Origin of the sequence: Streptomyces sp. CBMA123 (assembly GCF_014596465.1) — a bacterium.
Classification (GTDB): Bacteria; Actinomycetota; Actinomycetes; order Streptomycetales; family Streptomycetaceae; genus Kitasatospora.
Genome location: NZ_MECK01000632.1, coordinates 59,728 through 86,303, shown reverse-complemented (window position 1 = coordinate 86,303; position 26,576 = coordinate 59,728). Strand labels below are relative to the sequence as shown.

General features: G+C 69.4%; 22 protein-coding genes and 7 pseudogenes. 18 read left to right on the top strand and 11 right to left on the bottom strand.

Annotation, left to right across the window (positions count from 1 at the left end; all coding sequences use genetic code 11):
• Nucleotides 1-23: 23 nt before the first annotated feature.
• A pseudogene (locus BG452_RS43550) lies at nucleotides 24-359 on the bottom strand (transposase); the annotation flags it as partial.
• Between BG452_RS43550 and BG452_RS43545 the strand changes: the two are divergent.
• Nucleotides 261-830, top strand: a pseudogene (locus tag BG452_RS43545) (transposase family protein); the annotation flags it as partial. The pseudogenes BG452_RS43550 and BG452_RS43545 overlap by 99 nt on opposite strands.
• On the opposite strand, the pseudogene BG452_RS43540 reads toward BG452_RS43545, so the two are convergent.
• From BG452_RS43540 to BG452_RS43530, 3 genes and pseudogenes are all read right to left on the bottom strand, one after another.
• Nucleotides 814-1,413: pseudogene (locus BG452_RS43540) on the bottom strand (transposase); the annotation flags it as partial. The pseudogenes BG452_RS43545 and BG452_RS43540 overlap by 17 nt on opposite strands.
• 149 nt (nucleotides 1,414-1,562) lie before the next feature.
• Nucleotides 1,563-2,240: an NUDIX domain-containing protein gene (locus BG452_RS43535; RefSeq protein ID WP_188309920.1), complete on the bottom strand. Its 678-nt coding sequence runs from the start codon at nucleotides 2,238-2,240 to the stop codon at nucleotides 1,563-1,565.
• Complete coding sequence (locus BG452_RS43530; protein ID WP_188309919.1) at nucleotides 2,237-2,620, bottom strand: DUF4406 domain-containing protein; 384 nt, start codon at nucleotides 2,618-2,620, stop codon at nucleotides 2,237-2,239. Before BG452_RS43530 ends, BG452_RS43535 begins: the two co-directional genes overlap by 4 nt.
• Before the next feature lie 49 nt (nucleotides 2,621-2,669).
• Between BG452_RS43530 and BG452_RS43525 the strand changes: the two genes are divergently transcribed.
• Nucleotides 2,670-3,428 carry a DeoR/GlpR family DNA-binding transcription regulator gene (locus BG452_RS43525; RefSeq protein WP_188309918.1) on the top strand — a complete coding sequence of 253 codons (759 nt, stop codon included), beginning with the start codon at nucleotides 2,670-2,672 and terminating at the stop codon, nucleotides 3,426-3,428.
• A gap of 71 nt (nucleotides 3,429-3,499) precedes the next feature.
• Nucleotides 3,500-3,682 carry a hypothetical protein gene (locus tag BG452_RS43520; RefSeq protein ID WP_188309917.1) on the top strand — a complete coding sequence of 61 codons (183 nt, stop codon included), beginning with the start codon at nucleotides 3,500-3,502 and terminating at the stop codon, nucleotides 3,680-3,682.
• An 88-nt stretch (nucleotides 3,683-3,770) separates the two neighbouring features.
• Here the strand turns inward: BG452_RS43520 and BG452_RS43515 are convergent.
• A pseudogene (locus BG452_RS43515) lies at nucleotides 3,771-5,185 on the bottom strand (ISL3 family transposase).
• Between the two features lie 81 nt (nucleotides 5,186-5,266).
• Between BG452_RS43515 and BG452_RS43510 the strand changes: the two are divergent.
• Both BG452_RS43510 and BG452_RS43505 read left to right on the top strand, forming a co-directional pair.
• A pseudogene (locus tag BG452_RS43510) lies at nucleotides 5,267-6,383 on the top strand (IS701 family transposase).
• A gap of 264 nt (nucleotides 6,384-6,647) precedes the next feature.
• Nucleotides 6,648-7,633 (top strand): annotated as a pseudogene (locus BG452_RS43505) (IS5 family transposase); the annotation flags it as partial.
• Nucleotides 7,634-7,743: 110 nt separating this feature from the next.
• Here BG452_RS43505 and BG452_RS43500 read toward each other — a convergent pair.
• Together BG452_RS43500 and BG452_RS43495 are read right to left on the bottom strand one after the other, a co-directional pair.
• Nucleotides 7,744-8,367 (bottom strand): NADPH-dependent F420 reductase, encoded by a 624-nt coding sequence (locus BG452_RS43500; RefSeq protein WP_188309916.1) that lies wholly within the window; start codon nucleotides 8,365-8,367, stop codon nucleotides 7,744-7,746.
• 33 nt (nucleotides 8,368-8,400) lie between these two features.
• Nucleotides 8,401-9,135: an SDR family oxidoreductase gene (locus BG452_RS43495; RefSeq protein WP_188309915.1), complete on the bottom strand. Its 735-nt coding sequence runs from the start codon at nucleotides 9,133-9,135 to the stop codon at nucleotides 8,401-8,403.
• Between the two features lie 144 nt (nucleotides 9,136-9,279).
• Here BG452_RS43495 and BG452_RS43490 point away from each other — a divergent pair, with 144 nt between their 5' ends.
• A complete protein-coding gene (locus BG452_RS43490; protein ID WP_188309914.1) occupies nucleotides 9,280-9,891 on the top strand; it encodes a TetR/AcrR family transcriptional regulator in 612 nt (203 codons plus the stop codon).
• Nucleotides 9,892-9,915: 24 nt separating this feature from the next.
• Here BG452_RS43490 and BG452_RS46770 read toward each other — a convergent pair.
• Nucleotides 9,916-10,164 (bottom strand): annotated as a pseudogene (locus BG452_RS46770) (hypothetical protein); the annotation flags it as partial.
• Nucleotides 10,165-10,553: 389 nt separating this feature from the next.
• On the opposite strand from BG452_RS46770, the gene BG452_RS43485 reads away from it, so the two are divergent.
• The 3 genes from BG452_RS43485 to BG452_RS43475 all read left to right on the top strand — a co-directional run bounded on the left by BG452_RS43485 (nucleotide 10,554) and on the right by BG452_RS43475 (nucleotide 13,130).
• The gene (locus BG452_RS43485) at nucleotides 10,554-11,444 is read left to right on the top strand and encodes a hypothetical protein (protein WP_188309913.1); all 891 of its coding nucleotides are present in this window, start codon (nucleotides 10,554-10,556) and stop codon (nucleotides 11,442-11,444) included.
• Nucleotides 11,441-11,833: a hypothetical protein gene (locus BG452_RS43480; RefSeq protein WP_188309912.1), complete on the top strand. Its 393-nt coding sequence runs from the start codon at nucleotides 11,441-11,443 to the stop codon at nucleotides 11,831-11,833. The genes BG452_RS43485 and BG452_RS43480 overlap by 4 nt, the downstream gene beginning before the upstream one ends.
• A 307-nt stretch (nucleotides 11,834-12,140) precedes the next feature.
• The gene (locus BG452_RS43475; RefSeq protein WP_188309911.1) at nucleotides 12,141-13,130 is read left to right on the top strand and encodes a hypothetical protein; all 990 of its coding nucleotides are present in this window, start codon (nucleotides 12,141-12,143) and stop codon (nucleotides 13,128-13,130) included.
• Nucleotides 13,131-14,892: 1,762 nt separating this feature from the next.
• On the opposite strand, the gene BG452_RS43470 is transcribed toward BG452_RS43475, so the two are convergent.
• Nucleotides 14,893-16,044 carry an ATP-binding protein gene (locus tag BG452_RS43470; RefSeq protein ID WP_188309910.1) on the bottom strand — a complete coding sequence of 384 codons (1,152 nt, stop codon included), beginning with the start codon at nucleotides 16,042-16,044 and terminating at the stop codon, nucleotides 14,893-14,895.
• Between the two features lie 600 nt (nucleotides 16,045-16,644).
• Nucleotides 16,645-18,294, bottom strand: a complete 1,650-nt coding sequence (locus BG452_RS43465) for an Ig-like domain-containing protein (RefSeq protein WP_188309909.1) — start codon at nucleotides 18,292-18,294, stop codon at nucleotides 16,645-16,647.
• Nucleotides 18,295-18,638: 344 nt separating this feature from the next.
• On the opposite strand from BG452_RS43465, the gene BG452_RS43460 reads away from it, so the two are divergent.
• From BG452_RS43460 to BG452_RS43445, 4 genes are all read left to right on the top strand, one after another.
• Entirely contained in the window at nucleotides 18,639-18,821 is a 183-nt protein-coding gene (locus BG452_RS43460; RefSeq protein ID WP_188309908.1) for a restriction endonuclease fold toxin-2 domain-containing protein, read from the top strand.
• Nucleotides 18,822-18,865: 44 nt separating this feature from the next.
• Nucleotides 18,866-19,240 (top strand): hypothetical protein, encoded by a 375-nt coding sequence (locus BG452_RS43455; protein WP_188309907.1) that lies wholly within the window; start codon nucleotides 18,866-18,868, stop codon nucleotides 19,238-19,240.
• A 191-nt stretch (nucleotides 19,241-19,431) separates the two neighbouring features.
• A complete protein-coding gene (locus BG452_RS43450; RefSeq protein WP_188309946.1) occupies nucleotides 19,432-19,590 on the top strand; it encodes a hypothetical protein in 159 nt (52 codons plus the stop codon).
• Between the two features lie 90 nt (nucleotides 19,591-19,680).
• Complete coding sequence (locus BG452_RS43445; RefSeq protein ID WP_188309906.1) at nucleotides 19,681-19,980, top strand: hypothetical protein; 300 nt, start codon at nucleotides 19,681-19,683, stop codon at nucleotides 19,978-19,980.
• Here BG452_RS43445 and BG452_RS43440 read toward each other — a convergent pair.
• Nucleotides 19,952-20,923, bottom strand: a complete 972-nt coding sequence (locus BG452_RS43440) for a TrmB family transcriptional regulator (RefSeq protein ID WP_188309905.1) — start codon at nucleotides 20,921-20,923, stop codon at nucleotides 19,952-19,954. The genes BG452_RS43445 and BG452_RS43440 overlap by 29 nt on opposite strands.
• Before the next feature lie 352 nt (nucleotides 20,924-21,275).
• On the opposite strand from BG452_RS43440, the gene BG452_RS43435 reads away from it, so the two are divergent.
• The 5 genes from BG452_RS43435 to BG452_RS47965 all read left to right on the top strand — a co-directional run bounded on the left by BG452_RS43435 (nucleotide 21,276) and on the right by BG452_RS47965 (nucleotide 26,182).
• Nucleotides 21,276-21,422: a hypothetical protein gene (locus BG452_RS43435; protein WP_188309904.1), complete on the top strand. Its 147-nt coding sequence runs from the start codon at nucleotides 21,276-21,278 to the stop codon at nucleotides 21,420-21,422.
• A gap of 7 nt (nucleotides 21,423-21,429) precedes the next feature.
• Entirely contained in the window at nucleotides 21,430-21,747 is a 318-nt protein-coding gene (locus BG452_RS43430; RefSeq protein WP_188309903.1) for a hypothetical protein, read from the top strand.
• Between the two features lie 244 nt (nucleotides 21,748-21,991).
• The gene (locus BG452_RS43425) at nucleotides 21,992-22,912 is read left to right on the top strand and encodes a hypothetical protein (RefSeq protein WP_188309902.1); all 921 of its coding nucleotides are present in this window, start codon (nucleotides 21,992-21,994) and stop codon (nucleotides 22,910-22,912) included.
• A gap of 54 nt (nucleotides 22,913-22,966) precedes the next feature.
• Complete coding sequence (locus BG452_RS43420) at nucleotides 22,967-24,568, top strand: hypothetical protein (RefSeq protein WP_188309901.1); 1,602 nt, start codon at nucleotides 22,967-22,969, stop codon at nucleotides 24,566-24,568.
• Nucleotides 24,569-24,748: 180 nt separating this feature from the next.
• Entirely contained in the window at nucleotides 24,749-26,182 is a 1,434-nt protein-coding gene (locus BG452_RS47965) for a transglycosylase family protein (protein WP_317621516.1), read from the top strand.
• Nucleotides 26,183-26,576: the final 394 nt, after the last annotated feature.

Genomic DNA, 26,576 nt, shown 5'->3' with positions numbered 1-26,576 from the left:
AGCGGACAGAAACACCGGTTCGTTCAGGCTGCTGCGGTGACTGGGCGCCCGCCCCAGCGGATGCCCTTCTCGCTGCGGATGCGGGCTCGCTCGCGCCGTTGGGCGGCGAGGACGTCAGGGTGGCGGGCGTTGGTGTTGCGCCAGCGCAGGTAGGCATGCAGGGCCCGGGTCTGGACGGTGTGGTTGCGGTGGTTCGAGTTCGCGATCGTGAACTGCCGCAAGGGCCCGAAGTGGGCCTCGATCGGGTTGGCCCAGGACGCGTAGGTCGGGGTGAAGCACAGCTCGACGCGGTTCTTCTTCGCCCAGCGCCTGATCTGTTGGCCCTTGTGGGCCGACGGGTTGTCCAGGATGACGTAGACGAGTACGTCCTGGTCGACGGAACCCTCGCCGAGTGCGACCGTGTCGGCGACGGACGCGCCGACTACTCCGGCAAGCACCGCCGCCACGGCGTGAACCTGCAGGTCATCACCGGTCCGGCCGGCGGGCTGGTGTGGATCTCCCGCGCTCTGCCCGGCCGCACGCACGACCTGACCGCCGCGCGCACCCACCGCATCGTGAAGACCTGTGTCCGACTCCGGATCCCGGTCCTGGCCGACATGGCGTACACCGGTGCCGGCGGAACGTTCGCAATGCCGGCCAGACGCCCGCCCCGGAACGAACTCACTGTCGGGCAGAGATCGCTGAACCGGGCCCACGCCCGCCTCCGCTACCCCGTCGAACGTGGCGTGGCCACCGTCAAGCGCTGGAAGGTCTTCCGCCGCGCACGCTGCAGCCCGAACTGGTTGACGTCAGCAGCCAAGGCCGTCCTCACCCTGGAGCTGCATCGCTGAAAAGGCTCAGTGCCAGCTGCCCGACCGCGTCGGCAGCCTTCTCATCAAGCTGTCGCTCGGGCAGGCGGCCGAGCAGGTTGAGCGCGTCGGTGGCCAGGGCGTCGACCAGGCCGGCGCGGGCCTGCTCGTCGTTCCAGGCGATGCGGGGCTTGCCCGCATCGGCGTAGTCGTGCGCGGTGCACCAGGTGGCGGCCACGCGCTCGGCCCCGGGCGCATCGCGGATCACGCGGCGGATTGCGGCGACGAGTTGGGTGACGGTGTCCTGGGTTGCCACCGCGTCGTCCGGCACGGTGGAGTCCAGTGCCCGCCGGCGTTTGCCCTTGAGTACGCCGGTGGCTGCCACGACCCCCTTGACCTTGGCGAACAGCCGCATCGGATCCCCGGATCGTTGCAGGCGGCGCCGGAAGTAGGTCAGCAGGGACGCGTCGAATGCGGTGTCGTTGAGGCCGAGACCGCAGGCGGCCTTCCACCGCAGGTCGCAGCGCAGTTCCTGGACCGTCACGAAGTCCGACAGGCCGTGCAGGCTCTGCAGCACCACCGTCGCGGCCAGGACCTGCGGCATACTCGGCCGCCCGTTCGCCGACGTGCTCTCGGATTTCGGCCGGGGTTGTTCTTCGTTCCCCCTGCGGTCGAAAGTTCAACGGTGGTCGGAGCCGCGCGCCTTCGGAGGGTCCGGGCAGGGTCGCCCTTGTGTCTGGAGCGGGGCTGACCGGGGCGAGGCGGGGTGCGCTGTCAGCGGTCGCCGGTTACGGGGGCGAAGGGTCCGTCCAGGGCTGCCCATTGCAAGAGCAGGATGGTCTTGCCGTCGGTGATGCGTCCGTCGCGGGTCATGGCGAGGGCTTTGGTGAAGGGTAGTTCGAGGACCTCGATGTCTTCGCCGTCTTCTTCGAGTCCGCCGCCGGTCCCGGTTCGGTCGGCCGGGGTGTAGGGGGCGGCGAAGAGGTGGAGGCGTTCGGTGACGGAGCCGGGGCTCATGTAGGTGTCGAGGACGTGGGTGAGTGGGCCGAGGGTGACGCCGAGTTCCTCTGTGCTCTCGCGTCGGACGGCGCTCTGGGGGTCGTCCGCGTCGAGGAGTCCGGCGGCGGCTTCGATGAGCATGCCGTCCGGGTGGTCGTTGACGTAGGCCGGGAAGCGGAACTGGCGGGTGAGCAGGACCTTGCGGCGTTCGGTGTCGTAGGGCAGGACGGCCGCGCCGTTGCCGCGATCGTAGGTCTCGCGCTGCTGGGTGACGGTGCGTCCGTCGCGGCGGCGGTAGTCGAAGGTGGTGCGGCGCAGGACATGCCAGCCCTGGGAGGTGAGTTCGACATCGCGGATCACGACGTCGGGGTTGCGGGCCAGGTCCCGTCCGGCGCGGTCGAGGTCGGTGCGGCCGCGGTGGTCGGGGGTATCGATGCCGGGGCGGGTCTTCACGCGGTCTCCTGCGGGGTGCGGTGCGGGATCTCGTTCACGTCGTGGTAGACGGGCAGGCCGCGGCGGCGGGCGATGGCGACGTCCTGATCGGCCCCGGTGGAGTCACCGGGGAGCCGGAGCACGGCGTCGCAGTGGGCCAGCAGGCGCTCCGCGGTCGGGTAGAGAACCTGGTCGGCAAGGGGATCGGTGAGGCCCGCACCAGCCGAACGCAGGACGGGCAGGGCGACCCACTCCCCGATCATGGGGACGTGGCCGGCGGCGAACACCGGCCATGCTGCCGCTTCGAGGCGGGCGAGGTTGGCGGCCATAGCCTGCGGGTCGCCATCGGTGCCGGAGCGGTAGGGCCCGGCGATGAGGATGAGCATCGGCTTGTCGGTCATGGTGCGCTACAGTACACGCAGAAACGTGCAAGAACAGGAGAGAATGCGGATGCTGGCTGCGGAGAGGCGTGACCACCTGCTGGGCCTTCTCGCCCGCGAGGGCAAGATCGTCGCCAAGGACGTCGCTGCCGACGTCGGCATCTCCGAGGACAGCGTGCGCCGCGACCTGCGCGACCTCGCCGCCGAGGGGCTGTGCCAACGGGTTTACGGCGGCGCGCTGCCCGTCTCCCCGGCCGTCGTGGACTACACGGCCCGCCAGGCCGTCACCCCCGACGGCAAGCGGAAGGTCGCCGCCGCGGCCGCCGCGCTCGTGCGGCCCGGCAGCGCCCTGATCCTGGACGGCGGCACCACTGCCCTCGCCGTCGCCCACGCGCTCCCGGCGGACCTGGCGTGCACCGTGATCACCCACAGTCCAACGATCGCGGTCGCTCTGCTGGAGCATCCGCAGGTTGAGGTCTTCCTGATCGGCGGCCGCGTCTTCAAGCACTCGGCGGTCGCCTGTGGCGCCGCCGCGGCAGAGGCCGCCCAGAACGTCTCGGCCGACCTTTGCCTGCTCGGCGTCACTGGTGTTCACCCGGAGGCGGGACTGACTACCGGCGACGCCGAGGAGGCCGCGATGAAGCGCGCCCTGGCTGCACGGGCCGCAGACACCTACATCCTGGCCTCCTCCGAGAAGATCGGCACAGCCTCCCGATTCCGTGTCCTGCCCTGGGAGGAGATCAGCGGACTCATTACCGACGCCGACCCCCACCACGCAGTCGTCGAGCAACTCACAGAGCGCGGCGTGGAGGTCCTGGCAGCCGACTGAAAGCCACGGACCGACCGGGGGACCGCAGGAGAATCAGGGCACTGCCCCGCCAGCGTGATCTCGCTGACGCGGTGGGCGGCGGCGACATCTCTGCGGAGTTGGCCTTCACCTCACGGATGACACCCATTCTCTACGAGAAGCTGCAGGGAAGTCCCCGCCGCGTCAAGTACTTCATCAACGACATGCGGGTGCGCCAGTCCGTCGCCGGCTGTGGCGGGTTGGTGGTTCGCTGGTGGGTCTTGTTGGCGGGCTGAGGGTTTATGGGTTGGTTGAGAAGGACCGGGCCGGGGTCTGTAAAAAGAACGGCTCTGTCCTGTAATCGGTGGTAGCGCTGGGTAGTGATCACTGGAGGAGGATGCGGTGGCGGAGCAGGGGGAACCCGGCTCGGCCGTGCATCTGTCTCATGATCTTCTTGGTTCGTGTGTTGACTCCCTCGGTGCGGCCGTTGTGGTGCGGGGTGGTGAGTCCGGCGTCGACGGCGGCACGGTCGAGTTCCAGGCCGTTCGTGAAGGAGTGCAGGTGGGGCGGGTCGACGGAGCGAACTGACGTGATCCAGTCGGTGAGCTTGGCGTCGTTGCCCTCGGCCGGCGTCAGCAGTTGCGCGGGCGTTCCGGTCAGACGGGCGAGTTCGGTCATCTCGGGGCAGGCTGCGGTGAGTTCTCCCAGCAGCGCGGCGTCCCTGTCACGTAGGTTCTCGGGGCGGGTGAGGAGGAGGCGGGCGAAGCGCTGTGGCGTGGTGACGGGCTTGTCGCCCTCGGCGCGGCCCTGGGTGATGTAGCGGACCAGGAGGTTCGCGCTGCCGGTGTAGCCCAGCTCCTGATCTCGCGCAGGAGGTGGGTGACAGGCACCGCTGGGTCCTCGGCCCGGCGTAGGCGCAGGTGGTCGGGGTAGGGGTCGACGAGCGTGGGCTTGTAGCGGGGAGCGCGGCGGTCGCCGGTGGGCTCCTTCATGCGGGCGTACCGCTTGACGGTGTTCAGGCGACGTCGAGGCGGCGGGCGCATTCGAGCAGGCCGACGCCCTGGTCGAGCAGATTGTGGACCTGTTGCCAGCGCTCGCGGGTGGTCTGCTCGCGCGTGCCCCCGGGCCGGACCGGGTTCACGGCGGTGGCCCAGCAGGCGGCGTGGGAGCGGACCTCGGCCGGGACCTTCCCGCACAGGTTGCTCCACAAGTGCCATCTGTCGCTGACCTGCACCGCTTCGGGCAGGGCCTGGCGGATCGCCTCGCCGTAGGACCCGGAGCCGTCGCGGCAGACGTACTCGGCCCCGGGGTGTTCGCGCAGCCATGCGACCAGCGTCCGGGCGGTGCGGTCGGGCAGGACCTCGATCCGCTCGCCGGTCTCGGCGTCGATGAGCACCGTGGCGTAGGCGTAGGGCGGTCGATCGGGCGATCGCGCAGGCCAGCAAGCGGGACAGGCGGGCGCCCGCCCGGCCCGCTAACTCCTTCACGATCTTCCCGAGTTGGTCGGTGAGACGGCGCGTACGCCGCTGGTAGCGTTCGATCAGGCCGGGGACCTGCTCGCGGAACGTCTGCCGCGGGCAGCCCAGAACCGGGCAGACCATGCGCCGGACCCGCACCGACGCCACAACCTGCCGCCCGTCGACCGGCACATCCGTGACCACCCGCTCGTGGAAGGCATGCACCTGCCCCGTCGGCTGCCCGCACATCGGGCACGGCACCGGATCCTCCCGGGTCCGCGCCACCACCCGAATGACCTCACCCCCGTCCGTCACGCCCTCGACGACTAGTACTGCAATCACAGTTACTGGTGGGGAAGTTGCGAGTTCTGCCGGTGACTGTGGTTGTGTTCTGTCGTGTCTGTGGATCTTGGGGTGGGGCAGATCGGGGCCTGGCAGGAGACGCTGTCTGGGCTGCATGAGCGGTTCGCTGGGCGTTTTTCCAGGTCGGAGCCGCGTGCGCGGGCCCTGACGTATATGGCGGGGTTGATTGCGCCGCTGGAGCGGAAGAACGGGTGGACGCTGGCGGAGTGGGCGGGTGAGGGGCATCCGATCGGGATGCAGCGGCTGCTGGGCGAGGCGGACTGGGATGCGGACGGTGTCCGCGACGACGTGCGGGACTTCGTCGTGGAGACCATCGGCGCCGAGGACGGCATCCTGATCGGCGACGACACCGGCTTCCTGAAGAAGGGCTCGCGGTCGGCGGGTGTGCAGCGGCAGTACACCGGGACGGCGGGCAGGACGGAAAACTCCCAGATCGGCACGTTCCTGGCTTACGCCTCGGCCAAGGGCCGCGCGTTGATCGACCGGGAGTTGTACCTGCCGGCCTCATGGACGGACGACCGTGAGCGCTGCCGGGCGGCTGGTGTGCCTGACGAGGTGCCGTTCGCGACGAAGAACGAGCACTTCCGGTGGATGCTGCAGCGTGCGATCGACGCCGGGGTGCCGTTCGCGTGGGTGACGGCGGACGAGGCGTATGGCCAGGTCAAGCACCTGCGCGTGTGGCTGGAGCAACTCGGCGTCGGGTATGTGCTGGCCACCAGGGTCAACGACACGGTGATCACGACCGGGTGGCGTGAGGTCCGGGTCGACGAGCTGGTCGCCGACCTGCCGCGGCAGGCCTGGAAGCGCCTGTCCGGCGGCAAGGGCTCCCACGGCGAGCGGATCTACGACTGGGCCCGGGTGGCGATCCGCCCTGTGTGGGAGGACGGCGTCGGGCACTGGGTGCTGGCCCGCCGCTCGGTCAGCGACCCGACCGAGATCGCCCGCTACGTGTGCTACGGCCCCGTCACCACCCGCCTGAAGGATCTGGTCAAGGTCGCTGCGGCCAGGTGGGCGATCGAGGAGTCGTTCCAGGTCGCGAAGAACGAAGTGCGGCCTGGACCACTACCAGGTCCGCCGCTATGACGCCTGGTACCGGCACATCACCCTGGCTATGGCCGCCCTCGCGGCGCTGACCGCGATCCGTGCCGAGGAGCTGGAAAAGGGGGCTGTCGATTAGGACAAACCACCCTGATACCCCTGTCCGTCGCGGAGATCCGCCGTCTCATCGGCCTGGTCCTCCAGCCCCATTGCCTCACTCCCGCGCATCATCTGCGTTGGTCATGGTGGAGACGCCTCAGCCAGACCCGGGCCCGCCTCAGCCACTACAAGCGCCGAGGCCACACCCCATAACTGTGATTGCAGTACTAGGGCGCGTATCGGGTTGTGATCAATCTGCCGGATCTGCCTTTGTTGTCGAGGTGGATTCGGTAGATCATCGTGGGTGACGCGCGTGCAACTGAGTGGTGCAGAGTGGGAGTTCATCGAGCCGTACCTGCCGGTCGGCGCCTTCGGCCCGTATCCCGAACGACTGCGGCTGCAGTTCGAGGGCGTGGTCTGGCGGTTCAAGACCGGCGCGCAGTGGCGGGAGATGCCGGGCGAGTTCGGCGCTTGGTCCACGGTGAGTAACCGCTTCCGGCAGTGGAGGGACGCCGGAGTGTTTGAGGCCCTGCTGGAGGGTCTGATCGCGGAGGCAGCCAAGCGCGGCGAGGTGGACTTGTCGCTGGTCAGTATCGACTCGACCACGGCCCGCGCCCACCACGACGCGGCCGGGATGCACATGGATCCCGAGGTGCTCGACGCCCTGGAGAAGGCGGCCGCCGAGGAGGAAAAGTCCGCGGCAAAGGGGGCGGTGTCGAGGAACAAAGCGGACAGCACGCCGGGCCCGAGCGGAACGAGCGGCGACGCATCTGCAGACGCCGGAAGATCCGACTGAAGAAAGCCCTGCTCGGGCGGTCGCGGGGCGGACAGACCAGCAAGGTGCACCTGGCTGCGGACCGCAAGTGCCGGCCGCTGGCATTCGTCCTGACTGCGGGCCAGGCTGCGGACAGCCCGCAGTTCATCCCCGTGCTCGGGAAGATCCGCGTGCGCGGGCCCGTCGGACGTCCCCGCACCCGGCCGGACGCGGTCGCCGGGGACAAGGCCTACTCGTCCCGCGGCAACCGTGCCCATCTGTGCAAACGCCGCATCAAGGCCGTCATCCCGGAGAAGGCTGACCAGGCCGCCAACCGGAGGAAGAAGGGCTCCAGAGGCGGCCGGCCCGTCAGTCACGATGCCGACCTCTACAAGGAGAGAAACACCGTGGAGCGGCTGATCAACAAGCTGAAGGCCTGGCGAGGCATCGCCACGAGGTACGACAAGACCCCGGAGAGCTACCTCGCCGGTCTCCACCTCCGAGCCTCGATGATCTGGATCAAAGACCTCACCAGAGCAACCCATCGATCACGATTGAATGCACGCTCTAGCCGCAGGCCTGCCTCGCATGGTCTGGGCGCTGCTGGTCGCCGTGATGCGGCGGCGGGCGCCCGTCGACCGTGTGCTCAGGTGGTGAGTTCGGTGATGCTGAGGGCGAAGTCCAGGTTCCCCACCCCGTGGTTGGCGAGACCTACCGTGATCACGCCCGCTCCTTCCAGCCAGTGCGCCATTTTCAGGTCGCCGACGTCCAGCGGGCGCAGCCCGAGGCTCTCGACGAACGCTTCCACGCTTGCCTTGGCCTGGGCATTGTCGCCGGCGATGAAGACATCCGGTCGGCCCTTCTCCAGCACATGGCGGAAGACGGTGTTGAACGCCTTCACCACGCTGGCGCCGGCCGGGGCGGCCTTGGCGACCTCCTGCGCGATCGAGGTCTCCTCGCCGTGGGCCAGCCCGTCGAAGGTGGAGTTGAAGGGGTTGCTGATGTCGACGATGACCTTGCCCGCGAGTGCGTCTCCGTACTGGGCGACGGTCGGCACGACACCGTCGTGCAACAGGGCCACGATGACGATGTCCCCGGTCGGGGTGGTGCCCCATTCTCCCGTCGTGGCGCCGCCGCCGAGAGCCTTGGCCAGGTCGGCGGCCTTGGACTGATCGCGGCCCATGATCTCGACGGTGTTGCCGCCCGCGAGTGCCCGCGCGCCGATGGTGCGGGCCATGTTCCCGGTCCCGATGATGCTGACGCTGCTCATGAGATTTCCTGTCCTGGGTGTGGGTTGTTCGGTTCAGATGGCGGTGGTGCCGCCGTCGGCGACGAGTTCCATGCCGTTGACGTAGCTGGAGTCGTCGCAGGCGAGGAATAGGGCGGCGGTGGCGATTTCGTCAGGCATGCCCATCTGACCGCGAGGGATGAGGGACTCGAACTGGCGCTTGGTGGCCTCGTCGAAGAGCTCTTCCTGCTTGGCGGTGGCGACCTGGCCCGGGGTCAGAACGTTGACACGGATGCGGCGGTCCTTGAGCTCGTTGAGCCAGATGCGGGCCCAGGCCTGCTGGACTGCCTTGCTGCCGGCGTAGACGCTCCAGCCGGGGAAAGCGCCGAGGGAGGCGTTGGAGCCGGTCATCAGGATCGAGCCGCCGTCGTTGAAGAGCGGGAGGGCCTTCTGGACGGTGAACAGGGTGCCGCGGGCGTTGAGCCCGAACCAGGTGTCGAACTGGGCCTCGGTGATCTCGCCGAGCGGGGCGGGCTCGCCGCCGCCGGCGCTGGCCCACAGCACGTCGAGGCTGCCCTTCTCTCGCTTGACGGTGTCGTACAGGCGGTCCAGGTCGTCCAGGTCGGCGGCGTCGCCCTGCACGCCGGTGACGTTGCGGCCGATCTGCTTCACGGCCTCGTCCAGGGTGTCCTGGCGGCGGCCGGTGATGAAGACGTGCGCTCCCTCGTCGACGAAGAGCTTCGCGCCGGCCAGCGCCATGCCAGCGGTGCCGCCGGTGATGACCGCGACTTTGCCGTCGAGCTTTCCCATAGTCGTTCCCTTGGGTCGGTGGTGCCGTGTGCACCTGGGGCGACGGCTTTATGTATACCGTCTTGTGTACTTACGGTACGGGGCACCCCGCCGCGGCGCAAGCTATGTACACCGGTCGTTACCATGCCGGGGTAGCATGGGGTCATGACGGAGTTGGAGAAGGGCCCAACGGGGCGCCGCCGCGGCCGGGGCGCCCGCGAGCGCATCCTCAGCGCGTCCCAGAAGCTGTTCCGAGAGCAGGGCATCAACCGCACCGGCATGGACCAGCTCTGCGCGGCGGCCGAGGTGTCCAAGCGCACGGCCTACCAGCACTTCAACGGCAAGGACGAACTCGTCGCCGAGTACCTGCGCCGGTTCGACCCCGACGTTCTGTCCAGCGTGTTCGACCGCACCGACCTCACGCCCCGTGAACGGCTCCTTGCCGCCTTCGATATCCCTGCCGGCACGCCCTTGTGCCCCTATATCGGTGCCGCCGTCGAACTCCACGACCCCCAGCACCCCGCATCCCAGTACGCGCGCGACTACAAGAAAGCCGTCGCCGCCCGGCTCGCCGGCACCGCCCGCGAAGCCGGCGCCGCCGACCCCGAACAGCTCGGCGAGCAGCTCGCGCTGCTCATCGACGGCGCCGCTGCCCGGACCCGGGTCCTCAACGCCGACGCCTTCCCTACCGCTGCCGCCATCGCCGCCGTCCTCATCGACAACGCCATCCCTGCCACAGCCGCCGACCACCGGCGACGACCGGAATTGCCAAGCTGACTCGGCACTCGACAGCCGGGCTGGACGCGCCGCCGGTCGCGCGATGCTGACCAGCGACAGGTCCACCTCGCCCCGCTCCGCGGCCTCCGTGATCAGCCCCTCCGACAGGGCCTCGAACACACCGGTGTCACGCCACTGCCCGCCGGTCTTGAAGCGCCAGATCACGCCCTCGAACCGCTGTCGAAGCCGCTCGGGATACGGGCCGTACCCACCGATCGGCAGGTGCGGCCCGATGAACTCCCACTCCCCGTCCGCCAGTTGCCCTCGCGTCACGAAAGATGATCTACCGGATCAGAGATCCGGTGCGAATCTGCGGTTTGGTGTCACTGGGGGAGCAGTGGGTGTCACCGGCTGGCTTCTAGCGGTGACGTGGGGGTGGCGGAGTGCTGGGTGTCACCGGGGTGCGGATGTGTGGTGACATCAGGAGACGCCGTCCGGTGACATCTTGATGCAGATCCCTATGTCAGCCGCCAGCATGGCAGGGCCTGGGCCCTGGATGTCCGGTTGTCCGGCCTGGCAGCCTTACACTCCCGGCTGTGTCGGCGATGATTCAGCCCGCCTCCTGGAGGGCCTGTCCCTGCCGCCCGGGCTCTGCTTGCCGGTACCCACTGGAGAGCGGAACCGAGAACCGGAGGCCGCCACCCACCGGGTGTTCGCCTCCGGTGCTTTCTCAACGCGAGGGCCGCGAGGCTCCCTGGTTCAATACCGGGGTGGTGGACTGGGCACGCATACGCGACAGCAGATTCGATGTCGATCGCGTCCCGGCGCTCCTGGCGCAGCTGGAACGCCGGGACGACGCGGATGCGTGGCGGGAGCTGGGTTGGCGGCTCGTCCTCGAGGACGACCTGGTTTCTCCGGCCGGCTTCGTCGCCCTGCCGCAGCTGGTGCACCTGGCGCCGCGCAGCGCGCACGCGCGGGCCTTGGCGGGGCGGATCCTCGAACGCGCGGCCGTGCAGCACGGCTGCGACGACCTGCTGGCGGACTGCGCAGGCACGATCACGGAGTTCGGCGAGACGCTGGACCGGCACCTGCGGTCGCGGCCGGCCGACTACCTCGTCTCCTACCGCGCCCTGCTCGCCGTCGCGCAGGAGTACCACTGGGCGAACGCCCTGGAGGGCTTCACGGACGACATCTACGAGCTGGAATGCCCGCACTGCGGTGCGGCGATGAAGATCGCCGTCGGCCGGTTCGGATGCTACTCACAGGTGTGGGACGGCGACGAGGAACTGCGAGGGGCACTGCGACCGGCCGTTGCCGAGGCGCTCACCGGGACCGGCCGGTGGATGCACCGGATCGCGGTCCGCGACGGGCAGGAGGCGCTCGCCGACGGGATCGCCCACCTCTTCGGAGAGGCGCAATGCCCGTTGTGCGCCAGCGTCTTCAACATCGCGGACGAATACACCCACGCCAACCGTCCGGCCGCATTCATCGATCGGTTCCCCTCCTCGGCCCAGAACACCGGAGCGCGCGCTTCTCCCAGCCACCCGGCAGGCGCTGTCGGTACGGGGCCCTACGCTGCGCCCGGAACGAAGCCGCGCAGACAGGGACCGTGATGGTGTTGACGTTGGATGAAGCCGTGGAGCAGCTCGGCCACCGGTTGTCGCCGAAGCGGCGTTTCGCCGCGACGCGGCTTCGCCGGCTCGCCGATCCCGTAGCGGGTCCGCCGCTCCTGGATGCCCTTGAGCGGGAGGTGCGCGACCCCCGTACGTGGGAGACCCAGTACCAGATGGTCATGGCACTGGGGATGTGCGGGCACCGCCCCGCCCTCGGCCTGCTCCGGGATCCCGCTCAGCGCCCCTTCGAGGCGACCATGGTGTACACCGCGCTCGGCGACGCCATCGTGCGGCTGAGCGCTCCCGAAGCCACAACCGATTCCCTGTGCTGGTGCCTGGACAGCGGAACCCGATGCTTGCCGACGGCGCCCTGCGCGCTGTCGCCATGACATCCTCACCACCCGCCTTACCGCCACAACCTGCGCCCCCGCCGGCGCCGCCCACATCCGCGACAGCCTCGCGCCCGTGGGCCTGCTGCCGCGGGTCCTGCGCTCCACCGTCTGCTGACCCTCGCCGCCCAACTCGACATCGAACTGCTGACCGCGGCACTCGTCATGTCCTACTCCGGTGTCACTCCCTACCTGAATCCCACGCACCCGCCCTCCACTCGTAGCCATGTGCTCCCGGGTGGCTGCTTTGACGGTGGTGGGCGGCTATGGTCCGTGTGCCTGTCCGTCGTCTGAAAGAGATGTCTCGATGGTTCGTGTCACGCCGCCGCGTCGGGTGGATATCGCTGCGGTCTTCCCGGAGCTGGTGCCGCTGGCACGGCAGACGGTGCGCCTGCACCCGCGCCTGGGCGAGCCGACCGTCCACGACAGCTCGGTCGGCGGCCCGTTGCTGTGGCCAGCCGACGAGCCGTGGCCGATGTGCGCCGGATCGCACCCAGAGGATGACGGGCCGCCGGTGTCGCTGGCCGACGTGCGGGCGCGCCGCAGCATCCTCAAGCGAGGCTGGATCGACGGGAGCCCGACCGCACAGGAGCGAGCGGCGCTCAAGGCGACGCGGGAGGGACATCCGTGGAGTACAGGCCCGAACGCCCTGCTTCCGGTGGTCCAGCTCTACGCGCGGGACATCCCCTCGCTGCCGTGTCCCGAGGGCGCAGACCTGCTGCAGGTGCTGTGGTGTCCGCTGAACCACGATCCGGAGTGGATGCCGGCCACCCATCTGGTGTGGCGCTCCTACGCAGAAGTGGGCGTTGTACTGACGAATCCGCCGCTGCCAGCCGACGTGTCACACTACGGCGATTACGTGCCGGAGCCGTGCGTGCTGCACCCGGAGGTGGTGACGGAGTACCCGGCGCCGCTGGAGCTCGAACCGGGCTTGGTGGAGCGGATCGAGGACTGGTGTGAGCGGGAGTTCACCGGTACCGATCCGAGGTACCTGTACGCCGAGGAGTTCCGTGCCTACTACCAGTACGAGCTGTCGGTCGCCCCTGGGTGGAAGGTCGGCGGCTGGGGGCCGTGGAGCTTCCGCGATCCGTCGGTGATTCGGTGCACCGCTTGCGAATCCGTCATGATGCCGCTGCTGACGATCGATTCCGGCGTTCTGGACGGCAGTGGCTGGGACCCCGTCGAGGACCGAGATACGAACGGCGACATCGGCATCCAGATCGGGCGGAGCTACAACATGCAGCTCTACTACTGCCCGCTCTCCTTCGAGCACCCATGCCGGGAAGTCATGCAGTAGGCAGCCTGCCCTCTTGCCGGGGGTACCCCGGGCCGGGCCTGGCGCTGCGGATCGCGCTGCTCGGTGTTGGAGTTACGGGAGGAGGCCGGCCCGGACCGGCTGGAGTGGCCTGAGTGCGAACAGGCTGTCGTCGCACGGGACTTGGGCCCGCTGGTGCTGCCCGCCCCGACCAAGCGGGAGCTGGTGGCCGCGCTGGTCTCCGCTCCAGCCGATCCGTGGTGGGAGGACCGTGTGCTCCACACGAAGCTCTACCCGGCGAGGGGCCACAGGTGTGACCTGATGGTGCCGAGAGGCGTGAAATAGCCTCTGCCGCCACCTTGTCTATACCTCTGTGGCAGGGCGACTGAAGTGCTCGACGTAGTGGTCAGGTTAGCCGGGTCGGTGACTGTGTGTGGTGGTTGAGGGTGGTGGGGGATGGTTGGTTGCTCATTGGGTTGGCGGGGGTGTTTTCGCCGGATATTCGGCCAGGAATTCCGCCCGGCTGTCTTTGTGAAATTGGTTGCCCGTGATGGTTTGAATTTGGTGGGATTGGTCGGAGTGAGGGGTGATGGTGAGGTTGACGTCCCCCGTGGCCCCGGACCAGGTGTCTGCCGTCCGGCCAAGGGCCGCAGGCCACCGCGCCCACCCGCGCTGCGCCTCGCCGGCCCGTGCGACGGCCCGGGTACCCGCCGTCTGGTGGCGCCGCAGGCGACACCCCACAGCCCCTCTGAGGGGCCGCCAGGCCCCAGCTTCCGTCTTGCCCTCCGCCCGGTTTTCCTGCGCCCCGCACGTGCCCCACGTGTGCCCTGCACCCCTTTTCTCGGTGGCGCCGTAGGCGACACCCCCACAGCCCCTCTGAGGGGCCGCCAGGCCCCGGCCTTTTGCCCGGTCCTGGACCATCTTCTGCCGTTCCTGTGACATTTCTGTGCGGTGCTGCGCCCCGGGTTTTTCGGGAAGGTGGTGTTCGGGCATTGTTTGTCAGTTGATGCCGGCAGCGGGTTGGCAGATGGTATTTCGTCATGGGCGGCATCTCGGCGGTCGTGGAAGGTTTTCTGATGTCCATGTAACGGGGCGTTTCGTGGATCGGCGGAGCGGGTTTTTGGCCGGGCGAGGGGATGGATCTCCCGGTGACACCCCCGCGCGTCTCGGAGGGCCCGGTCCGGTGACAGCTCTTGCATTGATGAACGACGTTTGGGTTGCAGTGTCCGGGCGTCACGTGTTTTCAGTGATTGGTTCCGGTTTCGTGCTGGTCAGGGCTTGGTCTCGCTGAAGAGTGGTGGCGCCTTCGCGCCGAAGAGTGCTGTCGCAGATCGGTGAAACCGTGAGGACGTCCGCTATAGCGGTGCGCCGGGCGGGCTGACCGGTGCAGTCCAGGAGGCCAGCACAACACCGGGCAGTGCCGCCAGTGCGCCGAACCGGCACGGTACCCAGGCCTGACTCCTTGCCAGGTTCCTCGTCGGCGCCAGCGAACTCGTCTGTGCCGCTGGCCCTGCTCCGCCGTCCGCTGCCACCAGACCGACAAGGCTCTGCAACGCCCAAGGGCCGCCACCTGCCAGGTGACGGCCCTCGGTGCCTTCTCGGGGCGGCAGCAGCGTATCGCCAGCCCCGGACACCGCCCGTCAGGGCCCGGACCTACCAGAACACGCCCAGTCGACGCCGTGCTCGGCGAGCCGGGGTGCGTGCAGGCCCGCGTCGCGCAGGACTTGGGCCCGCTGGTGCTGCCTGCCTCGGCCAAGCGGGTGCCGGTGGCCGTGCTGGTATCCGCCCCGGTGGGCCTCGGGTGTCAGTGGGGTCGGGTCGTCGAGATTCGGGTGAGGATGGCCGTAGCCTGCGCCGGCTCGGCGTGGAGCCAGGCGGTCAGGTGTTCTCGGACGGCCTCGGCGACGCAGGCGCGGGCGGGTTCGTTGCCGAGTCGGTCGCGGGTGGCCCCCTTGAGCTTGGGGTGGTCGAGCTTCACCGACACGACGGCCGTCAGGCCCGCGCCGAGCTGGGTGGGGGTGAAGTCGGGGTCGGACGGGGTGAGCAGTTGCTGCTCGCGGGCGTAGGCGTTGACCGCGGCCGCCAGGCCGTCGCGGAAGCCGAGCTCGTGCGTGCCGCCGCCGGTGGTCGGCAGGCTGTTGGCGTAGCTTGCGAGCCGCTCCTCGGCGGAGTCGCACCAGCGCAGGGCCACCTCGACGCTTCCCTCCATTTCGGAGTACTCGCGTTCGAGGCCGATCACGTCCGGATGGAGGGGGGCGCTCTGCTCTGCGATGTGGTCCCTCGGGCCGCCCGGGAAGCGGAAGCGGACAGCCCGGGGCACCGCGGGCTCGCGGTCATCGGTCAGGGTGATGTCCAACTCACGGTTCAGGAAGGCCAGTTCCCTGAAGCGCTCGGCCAGTGTGTCGAACGAGAACTCCAGCGTCTCGAAGATCTCGGCATCGGGCCGGAAGGTGATCGCGGTCCCGCCGCCGCCGGCCGGTCCGGTGCAGGCGGGCGGCGCGACGGCTACGCCTCGCTCGTACTCCAGCACCCAGCGGGCGCCGTCGCGTCGCACCTCGGCCGTCAGACGGCCCGACAACGCGTTGACGACGGCCAGTCCCACACCGAAGTAGCCGCCGGACAACGAGCGCCGGCTGACAGGCTGCGCCCCGCAGCAGAGCACGGCCAGCCGGCTCTCCAGCGCAGGGCCGTCGCTGTGGCCGGCGTGCTCGACCGGGAGGCCCGTGCCGTCGTCGGCGACGCGGACGCTGCCGTCGGCGGTGAGGGTGATCTCGACACGGCTCGCGGTGCCGCCGAGGATCTCGTCCAGTGCCCGCTCGGCGACCTCGAACACCAGGTGGTGAAGGCCGCGTTCACCGACCGATCCGATGTACATCCCCGGCCGCTTCCGGACGGCCTCCAGGCCCTCCAGAACCACGATCGTGCTGGCGTCGTACGCCGTGGATTCCTCGCTCATGATGCCCCCTCCGAGGGTGTCCGACAGAGCCCCCAGCCTAGGGTATTTCCGAGAAAACACCAGGTCAGGGCCGGTTTGGTGAGGCTGCTGACGGGCTCCTGAGGGGCAATCGGGAGCGCCCGGCCGGGAGAGATGCGCACCGCCACCGCAATCCCGCCGCGGCCCTTTGGGGACCGTCTGCGGCACTGTTTCGGGTGGCTGCGGGGCCACGAATTTCAAGAATTCGGATGTCAACGAGACGATCACCGCGTTCGTCCTGGGCGGCAGCGCGCCCGAAGCCGCGGGCGGGGTCGGCACCGTGACCGACTGGGCGACCGAGGTGGAGTTCCTGCTGCTGGCTATGTACGCGGGTTGTGCCGTCGTTTCGACATGAGATTGGGAGTCGCGCGTCTGCTCGAATAGGCGTTGTTCGCGTGAATGGGAGTCACCCGCGTTCCCGCCGGCGGCGTGCGGTGCTCGTGGCCCTTCTTCCATGACTCCGGCACCCGCGGTCTGGAGCGGCGCCGGGTGACGCGAGGAGCCCGCGTCCGCTGCGTGGGGTGTGGCAGCGGGCGCGGGCTCTGTGGGCTTACCCGGGGGCGGGGTTCCGGGCCAGGTGGGTTAGAGGGTGCTGCACTGGCCCGCGCGGGCGCCGGTGACGGTGTTGGGGTGGCCGTCGTTGGTGGGGGGCGGGGTGTTGCCGAAGCAGGCCAGGGAGCCGCCGATGGTGTTGCCTTCGATCTCGGGGCGGTTGTCCTCGGGGAAGGGGCCGGTGCCGCTGTTGCCGAAGACCGCCACGCTTTGGCCGATGTGGTTGCCGACGAGTTCCAGGCCGCCGGTGTTGTTGCTGAGCGCCACCTTCTGGTTGATCTGGTTGGCGGCGCAGTAATCGTCGCCGGGATCACCGATGACGACGAACCCGCTGGCGCCGTAGACGGCGAGGGAGCCGGTGGCGGTGGTGCCGCACACGCCGATCAGGGTGGAGCCGGAGGAGGCGATGTCGCCTTGGACGGTGGAGTTGCCCATGAACAGGGCGGTGCCCGGGCCGGCTGCGACGTTGCCGTGGACGGTGGCGTTGAGGACGCAGGTGCTCTCACCGGTGGCGACGACGCTGGCCACCGAGCCGGTGACGGTGCGGGTGCAGTTGACCGTCTGGGTGGCGCTCTCCAGCGCGGGGGCCGGGTAGGTGGTGTCGCCGCTGTACTGGGCGGTCAGGGTGTGGCTGCCGGGCAGCAGGTTCGACCAGGTCAGCTGGGCCTGGGCACAGTGGTCGCCTCCGCCGGGGGACAGTGGGGCGGTGCCGAGGGTGGCGCCGGCGTCGGCGAAGGTGACGGTGCCGGTCGGGGTCGCGGTGGAGCCGCCGGTGGGGCAGACGGTGTCGGTGAGCGTGACCGGGTGCCCGAACAGCGACGGGTTCGGCGAGGTCGTGAGCGTGGTCGTCACCGTGGGCTGGGTGGTGTAGCTGATGGTGATGCTCGCGGCGGCGCTGGTCACCGTGGGGCCGGTGCCGCCGGCGGGGACGAGGGACGAGCCACCTCCCCCGCCACCCGCACTTCCGGCCGGGGTGATCAGGGGGTTGATGTTGCCGCCGCCGCCTCCGCCGTAGAAGCCGCCTCCTCCTCCGCCGCCCGTGTTCAGGCCGCCGTTGCCGCCGGTGCCGAGTGTGCCGGGCGTACCGGACGGTGTCCCGCCGCCCCCGGCGCCGCCGGCGCCGCCTTGGGTGGCCGTGCCCGCCCCGCCGCCGGTTCCTCCGCTGCACGCCCCGTTCGCGCCCGGCTGGCCGGCATCCCCACCCGGGCTTCCCGGGCAGGGGCTTTGACCGGCCTCACCGGCTCCACCGCCGCCCGCGGCTACGACGAGACGGGAGTCGATGGTGGTGAGGGGGACGGTGCGGGACTGGGTGCGGATGTCGGAGGCTCCGCCACCGCCGCCGCCGAAGTGGGTGTTGCCGCCGCCGTTGAAGCCGCCGGTGCACAGCGACGTCGGGTAACAGGATCCGTTGTTGGTGGCGGTGCCGCCGACTTCGACGTAGAGCGTCTGTCCGCCGGACAGTCCGGTGAGAGTGCCCGACACCTGAGCGCCACGGCCCCCGCTGGCGTGACCGAGTCCCTCCAGGCCGCCGGCCGCGCCGATCGCCGTGACGTCGACCTGGGTGACGCCGCCCGGGACGGTGAATGTCTGCTCGGCGCCGGTGAAGGCGAACGTGCAGGTGGTGGTGTTACCGGAGGTCGTGCAGGTGCCCTGGGCTTGGGCGGTCCCGGGCAGCGCCACCGGGGTGATACCGGCGGCACAGAGCATGCCAGCCGCAACGGCCAGCGCGCGTCCACGGCGGCCCGCCCAACCGGTGCGGTACCCGCTCACACCCGACCCTGGCCGGCCACCGGCAACCGACAGCGAGAAAGTCACGATCTACTCCCAGAAGGCGGAAAAGGGAATGCCCGGCAGGGCATGGTCTTCCGCCACCCTGAATCACACAGCCCGGCCCCAGGCCGGCAACCGATCCGACACACCGCCGAATCACCCCGGCGGTCCCCCCGCCCACCCGGCACATCGGCCAGCAGAAGAGCTGCAAGTCGCCGTTCCGCCTCGACAACGCCGACGGTGTCTTCGACTTCGTGTACGAGAACACGATGGACGGCGAGTCGAAGAAGCTGGAGAAGTACGCCTCCGCCCTGAAGGACCCCCGCAACAAGGTCAACCACCTCGAACTGATCACCAACGACGCGAAGGCCAGCTCCTACTTCCAGGGCCTGATGACCGCCCAGGGCGTCAAAGGACGCGTCCGCATCGAGCCCTGACCACGGACACGAGCCACAGCACCGAGAGAATCGAGAACAGCCCCGTGGGATCCACCTTCTACGTCAGCGCCGACCGCGAGCACGCCGGGCCCTGGACCTTCACCGGCGAACAGGTCAAGGACTGCGTCCGCAGGCACTGGCCGGACGCGACCGTGAGCGGAGCCTTCGAGAACTTCCTGGAGATCCACGTCGAAGCCGCGCCCGGCCAGTGGGCGGAGCTGTCGTACAACCTGCGACACGGCGCCTTCTCGTTCGAGGACCGGGAACCGCACTCGGCCCCGCTCACCGTCCTCTACGCCGTGCTGCGCGAACTCGCGCCCACCGTGCCGGTGGTCTGGTGGATCGACTACGACGCCGACCTGCAACCCCTCGACCTGGCTGGCGGCCTGGACGCGTTCGTCGACAGCTTTCCCGTCTAGCTCCAGGCAGGGCGTCGCCGGGAGGAATCCAGGTCCGGTACCGAACGGCTGATCTGCCGGTCGCGGTGCAGTTCCGGCGGCCCGGCGCCCTGTCACCTACCGCCCGGCAGCAGGCCAAAGCTCTCCGGCAGCCGCGCCCCAGTCCTCTCGACCTCGCCCAGTGTCCGCGGAACTCCGGCATCATCGGTGCCGTGACTCCTTCTCCCGATGAGATCGAAGCCGCCCGCACCCCTGCCGGCGGTTGGACCCGGGCGCAGTTCGCTGCGTGGGGCGTGCCGTGGCCGCCGCCCAAGGGCTGGAAGCAGGAGCTCGCCGAGCGGTGGCAGGCCGAGCAGGAATCCGCCGGCTGATCCCCGGCGCCGCCGCTCCGCGGGGAGGTGTCAAATACCGGTGCTGTACAGCGGGCTGAACCTCTACGGCAACGGGGTGAGGCGATCAAGGTGGTGGAGTCGGCGGCCCACGCTACCGTGCAGCCCAACCACGCCCGGGCGACGCTCGGCATGATGCTGTGTGAGCTGCCGAAGATCGCGAACCTGCTCGTCTTCGAGATCGAGGGCACCGATCCGCAGGCCAGCATCGAGATGGTGCGCCTGATGATGCGGCAGTTGTGGGATGGCGCACAGACCCCCGTTGCATGTTCACTCGAAAGAGTGAACATGCAACGGGGGTCTGCAGAGGGCGTCTTGGGTGTCCGGCCGGGGAGGGGTCGGTTCAGAGCCAGCCCTGGTGGGCGGCTTTGATGCCTGCTTCAAAGCGGCTGCTGGCGCCGAGGCGTTCCATGACCGAGGACATGTGGCGGCCGACGGTGCGTGAAGAGATGCCGAGGCGCTGGCCGGCGGCGTCGTCGGTGAGGCCGGAGCTGAGCAGGCGCAGAAGTTCGCGTTCGGTGGGAGTGAGGCTGGTCCGGGGATCTTCGGGCGTGGTGGCGCCGAGGGGGACGGCCGTATTCCAGGCCTGTTCGAAGAAGTCAAGCAGGGCGGCGAGGATGCCGGGTTCGGTGACGTACAGGGCGCCCTTGCGGTTGTCCTCGGGGTCGATGGGGACCAGTGCCTGGGTGCGGTCGAAGACGACCATGCGCTGGGGGATGGTGGGGGCGGTGCGGACTTCGCTGCCCTGGCCGAGGAGCCAGTGGGCGTAGGCCGCGACATGGCGCTGGTTGCGGGTGGCGTCCTGGTAGAGGGTGCGCATCGTGATGCCGCGCCCGAGCGCCTCGGCGTCGGTGGGGCGGCTGGCGGCGAGGTCCTCGGGGCGCTGGTTGGCGGGCTGGCTGCTGAGGATTTCGGTGGTGGCGCTGTGACCGATTCGTTCGAGGCGGCTGCGGATGGCATCCATGCCGAGGAGGCGTTCGCCGTGGGTGGTGCGGTGCTCGGCGCGTTCGGCGACCATGCGGGTGACGGCGGCGCGTGAGGCCGCCAGTTGGGCCTGGCGGGCGGCGAGTTCGGCCTCCTGGCCGGCGAGGATGCCGGCCAGGCCGATCTCGGGGCTCACGGCACGCATCTGTCCGGGCCGATCGGCGGAGGCACGCACGAGGGTGAGCCGACTCAGCTCGTCGAGGTGGTCGTGCACCTGGACGGGGGTCAGGCCGCAGTGGATGGCGATGTCGTCCACGCTGAAAGCGGGATGGTCGAGCATGGCCTGGTACACCGCTGCGGCCGGAGCGGTCAGTCCCAGCACCTCAAGCATGATTCCCCCCGGTAGCCCTGTCGGACGATCAAACGTTCGGGGCCATCCAAGCAGCTTTTCGATACTTCACTCAAGATCCACTCGGGCGGTTTGCGCCGCCTTGCGCCATCCATGCGGGGATTGCGTCGCAGGTCACTGCAGCAAAAGCTATGTCATGTACATGCGGCACATGTCCGACTCCGGACAGTCCGGTAGGCGACAGCCGGAACACCTTCCGGCGGCGCCGGCGAGCGGCAAAGCTGTTCATCGCCGCCAGGGAGAGACCCCGGGCGGCAACCGGACGAAGCGCCAACCGCGGGGCGCCCTGCCGGCACAGGACAGCCACACCCATCAGCAGTGAAGGACTCCCACCATGCTCCGCACCCGTATCGCCCAGGCCGCCGCGGTCGCCACCGTCACCCTCGCCGCAATCACCCTCGTGCCCTCCGCCGCCGTGGCGGCCCCGGTTGGCGCCCCGGCCCCGGCCGTGTCCCTGGACAGCACCGGCTGGGGCGGATGAGCCGGTCATGGAGATCATCTACGTCAGCCTGATCCCCCGACAGTCCGACGGCGGCGTCCAGTCGAGCCACGAAGCCGAGGTCGTGGACGCCCTGTGGGCCCACTGCCTGCCCGGCGACGGGCTCCAGCACGTCAGCGCACGTGCCGAACCCGGACGGGTCGACCTCCTGATCTACCTGCTGACCCCGGACTCCCCCGGCGTGCCGAGCGCCCTCCAGCGCGCCCACACCCTGATCGCCCGAAGCCACCGGACCTCGCCCCGGCTCAACCGGCGCTACCTGTCGCCCGAGCCGCTCACGGCATGCGAGGGCATCACCACCGCTTGAGCACCGCGCCCGCCCGGCCCGCTCCGTCCGGCCGGCGTCCGGGCCTGCGGCGCGAACCCGGGCCGCGCTCGATTCGCCGCCCTCCTTCCACTCCCTGAGCCTTCGCCGGCGCCTTCTGCCCTGCCGCAGCCCTGATCGCGCCGGGCGTCCTGCCGGCGTGCCCTGAGCGAGCCTTCCGGGCCGCCCTCTACTGCCACCGCCCTGATACCAGACACCCACTCCGCGCCAACTCAGGAGAACCCCTGTGGCCACCAAGACTTCGACTCTCGTCCGCGCTGCCGTCGCGGTGTGCGCCGTCGCCGCCGGCGGTTTCGCCTGGGCTGGCCTAGACACCGGCGCCCAGGCCTCGGCGGCAGCGCCCGCAAGCACGCCGGTTCCGTCGGCGTCCGCCGCAGCCCCATCCGCCCCGGCAGCCTCGTCGACTCCGGTCACGACGCCGGCCGACTCGCCGGTCGGAGCGACCGGACAGGGCCCGCAGACGCCCACCTCCCAGCCGACTGCCGCCGGCACCGCGGCAGCAGCGCGGCCGGCTCCTCCCGCACCGGGCGCGGCCGCCACTTCCAAGCAGGCGGACCGTGCGCCGGCGGCCGCACCCGCCCCCCTGCCGCCCGCGCAGCTGCCCGACAACGCCGCTGCCGCCTGGAAGCCGATCGCGCAGCCGAAGACCCAGGCCACCGCGCATGACGTGCGCCTCAACGAGTGCGCCGCCGTCAAGGGCGCCACGACCTGGCAGCAGCAGGGCTACGTCAGCAGCTTCAAGACCCCGGCTATCCAGGACACCTTCACCTTCACCGACGCCGCGACGGCCCAGCAGGCGTACACGGACCTCCTCAGCGCCATGAACACCTGCCAGCAGCAGTCCCGCGCCCTGCAGAGCGCCGCGAAGCTGCCGCAGGACGCCCAGGTCGCCACGACCGCCACGACCGCCGAGGGCACCGCCTACTCGCGGCAGTGGACCGCCGTCGCCGGGATGTCCGCCCCCGGCCCGCAGACCGGCCACATTTACCTGGTTCGCCATCAAAACGTCCTGACATCCCTCCAGTTCGCCGTCCCCGCAGACATTCCCGGAGCTGGCGCGCTGACGGCGGCCGACGACCAAACCGCCTTGAGCAACCTGGCCACCCAGCTGAGCACCGCGCCTGCGGCAGCCGAGCAGCGCCCCTAGCCGCGCTCACCGCCCGACTTCATCCCGAACCTGACACCGAGAAGGAACCCATCCATGTCCCGCGTCTCCCGCGCTGCCGCACGCTCACTCGCCACCCTCGTCGCCGTCGGCGTCAGCGCCACCATGTTCACGGCCGCCGCACCGGCACAGGCGGCCTCGACTGCGGGCGGCACCATCACCCGCAATGAGGTGCTGGCCCGCGCCCAGAGCTGGGTGGACGAGGGCGTCCCCTACAACCAGTCGGGTTACAAGACCGACGCCAACGGAACCTACCGCGAGGACTGCTCCGGCTACGTGTCCATGGCCTGGCACCTGACCGACAGCCTGAACACGATGACCCTGCCGAACGTCTCCACCCAGATCAGCTTCTCCCAGCTGAAGCCCGGCGACGCGCTCGACTTCACCGCTGACCACACGTTCCTGTTCGCGGGCTGGACCAACCAGTCGACCGGCGACTTCACGTACTACGCCGAGTCCAACAGCCACAACCCGACGCACGGCCCGACCCGCGCCAACATCAACAACAGCATGCTGGAGGGCTGGCCCACCGGCAACTACATCGGCCTGCGCTACAACAACATCACCGACGACCCCGCGCCGACCCCGGCCCCCGCGCCCGCTCCGGCACCGGTGGAGTTCGCCGCGCAGAGCCTGTACAACCCGGACACCGCCACCGCCGAGGCGTTCACGGTCGGGACCAACGGCGCGATCTACCACGCCTACAGCACCAACTCCGGTGCCTGGAGCTCCTGGACGTCCCTGGGCGGGACCTTCAAGTCCAAGCCCGCGGTCGTCTACAACCCCGACACGAAGACCGAGGAGGTCTTCGCGGTCGCCACCGACGGCAAGATCTACCACTCCTACAGCACCAACGCCGCCCCGTGGAGCGCGTGGAACGCCATCGGCACCTACACCTTCAGCGACTCCCCCTCCGCCGTGTACAACCCCGCCACCAAGTCGATCGAGCTGTTCGGGACCGGCACGGACGGCCGCCTGAACCACGCCTACTACACCAACGGCACCACGTGGTCGGACTGGACCACCCTCAACGGCTCCTACTCCTTCGCCGGCTCCCCGGCCGTCATCTTCGAGCCGAGCACCAACACCGCCGAGGTCTTCGCCATCGGCACCGACGGCGTCATGAACCACGCCTACAGCACCAACGGCAGCCCCTGGAGCGCCTGGACCCAGATCGACACCAGCTTCCGCTTCACCGGCAGCCCCAGCGCCGTCTACAACACGAGCAACAACACCGCCGAGGTCTTCGCCAACGGCACCGACGGCGTCATGTCCCACGCCTACAGCACCAACGCCGCCCCGTGGAGCACCTGGTCCACCCTCGACTCGGGCTACCACTTCAAGGGCTCCCCGAACGCCGTCTACAACGCGGGCGTCAACTCCGTCGAGGTCTTCGGGGTCGGCACCGACGGTGTCCTGAACCACAAGTACTACAACAACGGCACCTGGTCCGCCTGGAACAGCATGGGCAACTGGAAGTTCACCGGCACCCCCTCCGCGGTCTACGAGCCCAACACCAACACCGCCGAAGTCTTCGCCCTCGGCACCAACGGCGTCATCTCCCACGCCTACAGCACCAACGGCAGCCCGTGGAGCACCTGGTACACCATCAACTCCGACACCTTCAAGACCAGCTGACGCACCAGCCGCGAAGGGCGCCGGCTCTCCACCCGGCGCCCGCCCTCGCCCCCTGACCGTGCTCACTGGTGGATCCCCGGCATCAACCCCAGCGGCGCACGCCAGCGCCCCCTAGGCGCTCATCAGCCCACAGCTCCACCAGGCCCTCTGACGACGTCCAGCCACCTCGAAGGATCGACGATGATACGCACCGCCTCTCCCGCCAAGATCAAGATCGCTGCCGCTCTCGGTGTCCTCGGCGCGGCTCTGGCGTCGGTCTCGCTGAACACGGCCCCAGCCCACGCCGCCTCGGTCTCGACCTGGGAGAAGGTGGCCCAGTGCGAAAGCAGCGGGAACTGGTCGATCAACACGGGCAACGGCTTCTACGGTGGCCTGCAGTTCACCCTGAGCACCTGGCAGGCGTACGGCGGAACCCAGTACGCCGCCTATCCGAACCAGGCCACCGAGCAGCAGCAGATCCTGATCGGCGAGAAGGTGCTCGCGGGGCAGGGACAGGGCGCCTGGCCCACCTGTGGTCCGCAGGCCGGCCTGGGCAGCGACACCGCCAACCCGTACCCGACCACGACGCCGACCCCGGCGCCTGCGCCGGTGGAGTTCGCGGCGCAGAGCCTGTACAACCCGGACACCGCCACCGCCGAGGCGTTCACGGTCGGGACCAACGGCGCGATCTACCACGCCTACAGCACCAGCGGCGGTGCCTGGAGCTCCTGGACGTCCCTGGGCGGGACCTTCAAGTCCAAGCCCGCGGTCGTCTACAACCCCGACACGAAGACCGAGGAGGTCTTCGCGGTCGCCACCGACGGCAAGATCTACCACTCCTACAGCACCAACGCCGCCCCGTGGAGCGCGTGGAACGCCATCGGCACCTACACCTTCAGCGACTCCCCCTCCGCCGTGTACAACCCGGCCACCAAGTCGATCGAGCTGTTCGGGATCGGTGCCGACGGGCGTATGAACCACGCCTACTACACCAATGGCTCCACGTGGTCGGACTGGACCACCCTCAACGGCTCCTACTCCTTCGCCGGCTCCCCGGCCGTCATCTTCGAGCCGAGCACCAACACCGCCGAGGTCTTCGCCATCGGCACCAACGGCGTCATGAACCACGCCTACAGCACCAACGGCAGCCCCTGGTCCGCCTGGACCACCCTCGACAACGGATACCGCTTCACCGCCAGCCCCAGCGCCGTCTACAACACGAGCAACAACACCGCCGAGGTCTTCGCCAACGGCACCGACGGCGTCATGTCCCACGCCTACAGCACCAACGCCGCCCCGTGGAGCACCTGGTCCACCCTCGACTCGGGCTACCACTTCACCGGCACTCCGAACGCCGTCTACAACGCGGGCGTCAACTCCGTTGAGGTCTTCGGCATCGGCACCGACGGCACCATGAACCACAAGTACTACAACAACGGCACCTGGTCCGCCTGGAACAGCATGGGCAACTGGAAGTTCGCCGGCACCCCCTCCGCCGTCTACGAGCCCAACACCAACACCGCCGAAGTCTTCGCCCTCGGCACCAACGGCGTCATCTCCCACGCCTACAGCACCAACGGCAGCCCGTGGAGCACCTGGTACACCATCAACTCCGACACCTTCAAGACCAGCTGACGAGCGTGATCCGAGGTACGCGGCAGGGCACACAGCCCGCCGCGTACCTCGTGATTGCGGCCAGGCGCATCAGCCATGGAAATGGATCCGGCGGGGGCGGGGTCCGGAGGAGCCCCTGCCGGGGCTTCCGCGCGGCTGGAAGCCCAACACGCCAGGCGGAAGGGCACTCACGCCGCCGTCCGGCCAGACGCAGCGAAGCGGGCGCGGCACTACCGGATCGGCCGAAGGCCGATGCAGACCCGCCAGCCTCCAGCGGAACACCCGACCGGACACGTGATCTCGGTCACCCCAACAACCTTCTCGTGCCGTTAGAATGCGACATGCACAGCAAGGCACGCACTTCGGGTCTCGCCAAACTGACTGCCGCCCAATGAGACATGATCGCTGTGGGACA